The organism is Streptomyces boluensis (genome assembly GCF_009908195.1).
Lineage (GTDB): Bacteria > Actinomycetota > Actinomycetes > Streptomycetales > Streptomycetaceae > Streptomyces > Streptomyces boluensis.
This window is the reverse complement of the sequence record NZ_JAAAHS010000403.1, coordinates 1-6,518: the sequence shown is the minus strand read 5'-3', so window position 1 is coordinate 6,518 and position 6,518 is coordinate 1. Positions and strand designations below refer to the sequence as shown.

The window sequence follows — 6,518 nt, the reverse complement described above, 5'->3', positions numbered from 1 at the left end:
GGGTGGGATGGGTCCTGGTGCGCCGCAGCCGCCTGGTCCGCCTGGTGCGCCTGGTGCGCCTGGTGCTCCGCAGCCTCCCGGTCCGCCTGGGGTTCCCGGTGCGCCCGGTGCCCCCGGTACGCCGCCCGGTCCTCCCGGTGCGCCCGGTCCCGGTGAAGGGGTGCATCACGCCGCGACGATGCTGGCCGGGCCCGCGGTCGGTGGCCCGGCGGGTCCGGGTGCGCCGCAGCCGCCCGGTCCGCCCGGAGCCCCGGCAGGTCCGGCTGGTCAGCCCGGTCCGCCGCCGGGTGCGCCGGCCGGTCCGCCTCCCGGTGCGCCGCAGCCGCCTCCCGGCCAGGCACCCGCGTACGGCTATCCGCAGCAGCCGCCCGCCGGTCAGCCGACCGTCGGCCCCGGCTACCAGGCCGTGCTGCGCTACCGCGCGCAGGACGGCTCCGAGCAGCAGCTGATCCGCCGCTCCGCGCCCGGAATGCCGCACCCGGAGTGGCAGATCCTGCACGAGCTGCGCGGGATGAACGTGCCGCCGCAGCAGGTGCTCGAACTCCACACCGAGCTGGAGTCCTGCGAGCTGCCCGGCGCGTACTGCGCGCGGATGATCCGCGAGACCTGGCCGCAGGCGCGCATCACGTCGATCGCCCCGTACGGCAAGGATCACGCCTCGCGGCAGCAGGGCATGCAGCAACTCCTGGCCCACCAGGGCGAGTTGCACCAGGTCGCGGACGGTCCGGCGCGGCCGGCGCCGGTGCGGGTGCCGGTGCAGCCGGTGCAGCCCGTACCGCCGCTTCCGCCGGAGGGTCTTGCGCAGGAGCTGGCCGGGGCGTTCGGGCCGCAGGGCATCTTCCGCTTCGACCAGCGGGCGGTGTCGCGGCAGGGCGTGCCGGATCTGGTGGCGCACGTCCTGATGTGGTCGGGCCTGCCGGTGGACGTGAGCCCGTTCTTCTGGGCGCAGGCGCAGCCGGGCCGGCCGGTGCCGACGCTGGCCGAGCTGGCGCAGGAGCGTGGTGTGCAGCCGGCCGCGGACGCGGGCTCGTACCTGGTCATGGGCAGTGACTTCGGGCGGGCGATCTGTGTGCAGTACGGCACGGCGAACATCGTGGCGGTGCCGGTCGAGGCCGGGCCGGGCGGTGCCGCGGTGGCGCCGCAGTTCGTCAACACCGGGCTTCCGGAGTTCGTCCGCTGCCTGGCGCTGCTCGGCCGGATGTGGCGGCTGCGGTACGGCCTGAACCAGGAGCAGGCGGGCCGTTGGACGGTCGACTTCCAGCAGCAGTTGGCCGCGCTCGACGGGGCCGCGCTCGGCTCGCCGGACAGCTGGTGGTCGGTGCTGCTCGAGCAGATGTGGGACGGCCTGTTGTAGGTCCGGCCGCGGTTATCGGCGTACGGCGCCGGGTGTTCGCCCTTCGGGGACGGGCACCCGGCGCTGTGGCGTTTGTGGCCGCCTTTCGACCCCGTACGACCCCCGGATTCCGACTTCGCCCGCTTTTCGCGCATCCTTGACCGGAGACATGGGTGGAGTGTCGCGGTATGGGCGCTTCGGTGTGATCCAGAAGGATGTACGCCGGAGCGGCGGTCGCGTCTCGCCGCCATGAGCGTCGGAGAAGGGGTTCCAGGATGAGTGCAGCGCCGTCGTCCCACGGCTTCACGGTCGTACGGGGCCGTGGCTATCGGCCGTGGCAGGTGGACGCGTACGCCGCCGGGATCGACGCGGAGCGCGATGCCGCCTGGGAGCGCGCGGCCCGCCTCACCGTGCTCGCCAAGGAGATGGAGGAGGAGTCCGCCCGGCTGAGCGAGGTCGTGGCGGGCCTCGCCCCGCAGACGTACGAGACGCTCGGCGAGCGGGCCCAACTGCTGCTCGCCACCGTGCGCGAGGAGGCGGACGCGGTACGCGGCGCCGCCGAGGCCGAGGCACGCGCGCGCGGCGAGGCGGCCGCCCGGTACGCGACGGAGCAGCGCGAGGCGGCCGCCGGACACGCCGGGTCCGTACGCGGCGCCGCCGACCAGCGCGCCCGGCAACTGCTGCTCGGCGCGCAGGGCGAGGTCGACACGATCCGGGCCGCGGTGCGCGCGCAGAGCAAGGAGACGCGGGGCGAGGCGCTCGCCGCCCTGCGCGAGACCCGGCAGCGCGCCGCCGACCTGCTCGCCGCGCAGGAGCGGGAGCACACGGAGCGGCACGAGGCGGAGCAGCGCCGGGCGGCCGGGCGCACCGCCGCCGCGGACGCCGAGGCCACCGAACTGCGCACCGCGGCCGAGACCCGGCTCGCCGACGCCGAACGGGCCCTGGCCGAGGCGCGGGAGGCGGCCCGGCACGGCCACGAGGACGCGGAGGCGTGCGCCGCCGAACTGCTCGCCGAGGCGCGGATGAAGGCCGACCGGCTTGCCCGCGAGACCGACCGGGTGCTGCGTGAGCACGAGGAGACGGCGGACGAGCTGCGCGCCCACATGGACCATGTGCGCAGCAGCCTCGCCGGTCTCGCCGGCCGCGCGCCCACGGAGTTGACCGCGCCCACGGAGCCGGCCGGGCCCACCGTGCCGGGGCCGGCCTCGGGCACGGATTCCTGAACTGTCCCCGTACCCGGCGGTGTTCAGCGTCGGGTACGGCGCGCGCCCGCCAGGATCAGGCTCTCCACGGACTCGTACTCGCGGCGCTGCTGTGCCTGGGTGTGGCGGGAGCCGAGGACCGTGCCGAGCCAGCCGAGCAGGAAGCCCAGCGGGATCGAGGCGATGCCGGTGGTGGTGAACGGGAACCAGTGGAAGTCGTGGTCGGGGAAGGCAGCGCCGGGTGCGCCGGACACAAGGCTGGTGCCGGTCAGCAGGACGAGGACGCCGAGGGAGCCGCCGGCCAGGGTCCAGATCAGGCCGGTACGGGTGTAGCGCCGCCAGAACAGGCTGTAGACCAGGGCCGGGGCGAGGGCGGAGGCGCCCAGGCAGAAGGACAGTGAGACAAGGGGCTGGAGGTTGCGGTGCTGCACGAGCACCGCGACGGCGATGGCGGTCAGGCCGACCGCGACCGCCGAGACCCGGGCGAGGGCCAGCTCGCGGCGCTCGGTGAGGGGGCGTCGGCGGTGCGCGAAGACGTCGTGGGCAAGGGAGTTGGCGCAGGCCAGGATCATTCCGGCGACCGAGGCGAGCACGGTCAGGAACACCGCGGCGGTGACCGTGGTGAACAGCGCCGTCTCCAGGAGCGCCGCCTCGGGGCCGAACACGGCCTGCGCGGTGAGCAGCAGCGCGGTGTCGCCCTGGGCGTCACCGGCGACCAGGCGTTCGTGGCCGACGAGCGCGGCGGCGCCGAAGCCGATGACGGAGATGAGCAGCGCGAACACGGCGACGGACGAGACCGCCCAGGACATCGAGCGGCGTACGGCGGAGGCGTTGCGCGCGGCGTACATGCGCATGGTGACGTGCGGCAGGCAGCCGCCGCCGAGCACCACGGTCAGCTGGGACGAGATCATGTCGAGCCGGGAGGTGGCGCCGCCGGCCGCGAACTGCAGCCCGGACTCCAGGAATCGGGGCCCGGCGCCGGAGCCGCGTTCGGCGGCGGTGAGCAGGGTGCCGGGGCTCCAGCCGAAGCGGTGCAGGACCAGTCCGGCGAGCAGGGTGCCGGTGCCGAGCAGCAGCACCATCTTGAGGACCTGCACGAGGGCGGTGCCCTTCATGCCGCCGATCGCGGCGTAGCTGATCATGAGCGCGCCGAGCAGCATGATGCAGCCGGTCTGTACGCCGGGCCGGTCGAAGCCGAGGATGAACGCCAGGACCTGCCCCGCGACGGCCAGTTGGACCACCATCAGGGGGAGCAGCGCGGCGAGGGTCGCGGCACAGGCGGCGACCCGCACACCTCGCCCGCCGGCGGCTGTACGTGTACCCGTACCCGCACCGGGATCGGAGGCGGCACCCGTATCCGTACCCGTACCCGTACCCGTACCCGTACCCGTACCCGTGCCCGTACCAGGAAAGCGGCGGGCGAAGGCGTCGCCCATCGTGAACCGGCCCGCGTTGTGCAGGGGTTCGGCGATCAGGAACATCAGCAGGACCAGGGACAGGGCCGTGGACAGGGCGAGGACGACGCCGTCGTAGCCGGTCAGGGCGATGATGCCGATGGTGCTGAGCAGGGTGGCGGCCGAGATGTAGTCGCCCGCGAGGGCGAGGCCGCCGCGCAGCGGGGTCAGGGAGCGGGAGCCGGTGTAGAACGCGTCGAGGTCGTCGCGGTCCGGGCCGGTGAGGACGCAGAGCAGCAGGGTGACCGTGGCGACGGCGGTGAACGCGACCAGGCACGCGGTCTGGGTGCCGGGCGAGCCCAGGTCGAGCGCGGCCGCGGCGGCCGTGCTCACCGGCGGTCCGCCAACTCGGCCTGGCGGCGCAGCCGTTCGGAGAGCGGGTCGACGCGGCGGTGGGCCTGCCCTTCGTACACGGCGAGGGCGACGAGCGTGACCGGCAACTGGCAGGCGCCGAGGAGAAGTCCGGCGCTGAGGCCGCCGTCGACGCGCAGGGTCATCAACTCCGGGGCGTACGCGGACAGGACGAGGAACAGGACGAAGTAGCCGAGCGCGGTGGCGGTGGCGACCCGGCGCAGCCACTTGTAGGCGGTACGCAGCAGCCGGATGTCGCTGTGCCGCCCGAGCCCGAGCGCGGCCCCGGAGCGCCGCCGCCGCACCGAGCCGGGCGCCGGGGCCTGCGGCCGCCAGGGGTACGTGAGCTGTACCGGCGGAGCGCCGTTCGGGCCGTGTGGGTCGTTCAGGTCGTTCGGGGCGTACGGGTTGTGCGGGTCGTGCATCGGGGTGCTCCTTGCGCGCGGTTCTGGTCCTGGTCCTGGTTCGGGGAGGACCGCGGGGAGGAGCCGGAACGTTACTCGCAGGTAGCGAGAAGGTGGAGGGTTTCTTGCGAACTGGTCAGTCGGCGCGGGGCGCCTGTGGCTGAGGTGTCTCCTGAGGTTGCTGAGGCGACTCCTCCGGTTCCCGCTTCAGTACGGGGAAGCGGCGCGGCGCCACCGTGAGGAGGACGACGAGGGCGAGCACCGCCGCGCACGCCGCGCCCAGGTACACCGCGTCCACGGCCGCGTCGATCGCGCGCCGCACCTCGGGGGCGCCCGGTTCGCGCGCGGCGGAGTCCAGGTCGGCGGAGCCGCCGAGCCGCGCGCTGAGCACGCCGTTGGCGACGGCCCCGAACAGGGCGGCGCCCACGGTCTGCCCGATCTGGCGGCAGAACAGCACGGACGCGGTGGTCGTGCCGCGCTCAGCCCAGCCGACGGTGGACTGGACGCCGACGATCAGCGGCAGTTGGAAGAGGCCGAGCGCCGCGCCGAGAAGCAGCATGATCAGCGCGGGCTGCCAGGCCGCGCCCGGATAGGGCACCAGCTGGAAGCTCAGCAGGATCAGGGCGGCCGCGCCGATCCCGACGACGGCGGTGTTGCGGAAGCCGATCCGCCGGTACACGTGCTGGCTCAGGGCCGCCGACACCGGCCAGCTCAGCGTCATCACGCTGAGCACGAACCCGGCCGCCACCGGCCCGAGCCGGAGCACCGACTGCGCGTACGTCGGCAGGAACACGGTCGGCGCGACCATCAGCAGGCCGAGCGCGCCGAGGGCCAGGTTCACGGCGGCGATCGTGCGCCGCTTCCACACCCAGCCGGGGATGATCGGCTCGGCGGCGCGGCGCTCGATGACCACGGTGGCCGCGGCGAGCAGCGCACCCGTACCGAACAGCGCGAGGGACGGTGCGGACAGCCAGGGCCAGGCGATGCCGCCCTGCACGACGGCGGTGAGCAGGACGCCGCCGCAGCCGAACACGGCGAGGGCGCCCGCCCAGTCGACGGGAGGCCGGTCCGCGCCCCGCCCGCGCACCGGATCGTGCAGGTGGCGGGCGATCAGCCAGAGCGCGAGGGCGCCGACCGGCAGGTTGATCAGGAAGATCCAGCGCCAGTCCGCGTACCCGGCGAGCACCCCGCCGAGCGCGGGCCCCGCCACCGCCGACACGGCCCATACGGTGGACAACTTGGCCTGGATCTTGGGGCGTTGCTCCAGCGGGTACAGGTCGGCGGCGAGTGTCTGGACGGTGCCCTGGATGGCGCCGCCGCCCAGGCCCTGCACCACCCGGAACGCGATCAGGGCGGCCATGTCCCAGGCCCCGGCGCACAGCGCGGAGCCGAGCAGGAACAGGCTGATCCCGAAAAGCAGGACGGGCTTGCGGCCGAAGGTGTCGGAGAGCTTGCCGTAGACGGGCAGGGTCACGGTCACGGCGAGCAGATAGCCGGAGAACAGCCAGGAGAAGACGGAGAAGCCGCCGAGGTCGCCGACGATCTGCGGGACGGCCGTCGCGATGATCGTGGAGTCGAGTGCGGCGAGCGCCATGGCGAGCATCAGCGCCGCGACCACCGCCCCGCGCCTGCGGGTGCCCGGCTCAGGACCGTCCGCCCGGCCCCCGGATATCGCTGACTCAGCCACCGCCCAGATCCTTTCCCCGTACAACCATCGCGCCGTCGCACACCATCTCACCCGGGGCGGTGCGGCGGGAGAGGGCCGGTGGCGGGG

The 6,518-nt window shown here is 74.3% G+C and carries 5 protein-coding genes; 2 read left to right on the top strand and 3 right to left on the bottom strand.

What is annotated here, in order from left to right; genetic code table 11:
- Together GUY60_RS32125 and GUY60_RS32120 are read left to right on the top strand one after the other, a co-directional pair.
- Positions 1 to 1,354: SUKH-4 family immunity protein (locus tag GUY60_RS32125; RefSeq protein ID WP_187370179.1), on the top strand; the 1,354-nt coding region annotated here is incomplete at its 5' end.
- A gap of 254 nt (positions 1,355 to 1,608) precedes the next feature.
- The gene (locus tag GUY60_RS32120; RefSeq protein WP_246235925.1) at positions 1,609 to 2,556 is read left to right on the top strand and encodes a cellulose-binding protein; all 948 of its coding nucleotides are present in this window, start codon (positions 1,609 to 1,611) and stop codon (positions 2,554 to 2,556) included.
- Between the two features lie 23 nt (positions 2,557 to 2,579).
- Here the strand turns inward: GUY60_RS32120 and GUY60_RS32115 are convergent, their stop codons facing one another.
- The 3 genes from GUY60_RS32115 to GUY60_RS32105 form a co-directional block, all read right to left on the bottom strand.
- Positions 2,580 to 4,322, bottom strand: coding sequence for a sodium/solute symporter (locus GUY60_RS32115; RefSeq protein WP_312866499.1), 1,743 nt, complete (start codon positions 4,320 to 4,322; stop codon positions 2,580 to 2,582).
- Positions 4,319 to 4,765: a DUF485 domain-containing protein gene (locus GUY60_RS32110; protein WP_161704292.1), complete on the bottom strand. Its 447-nt coding sequence runs from the start codon at positions 4,763 to 4,765 to the stop codon at positions 4,319 to 4,321. The genes GUY60_RS32115 and GUY60_RS32110 overlap by 4 nt, the downstream gene beginning before the upstream one ends.
- A gap of 115 nt (positions 4,766 to 4,880) precedes the next feature.
- Positions 4,881 to 6,431, bottom strand: coding sequence for an MFS transporter (locus GUY60_RS32105; RefSeq protein WP_512700847.1), 1,551 nt, complete (start codon positions 6,429 to 6,431; stop codon positions 4,881 to 4,883).
- Positions 6,432 to 6,518 lie beyond the last annotated feature (87 nt).

What these genes read in the sequence shown, in the direction of transcription:
- GUY60_RS32110 (WP_161704292.1), bottom strand. Translation starts at nt 4,765, where the DNA reads ATGCACGACCCGCACAACCCGTACGCCCCGAACGACCTGAACGACCCA.
- GUY60_RS32120 (WP_246235925.1), top strand. Translation starts at nt 1,609, where the DNA reads ATGAGTGCAGCGCCGTCGTCCCACGGCTTCACGGTCGTACGGGGCCGT.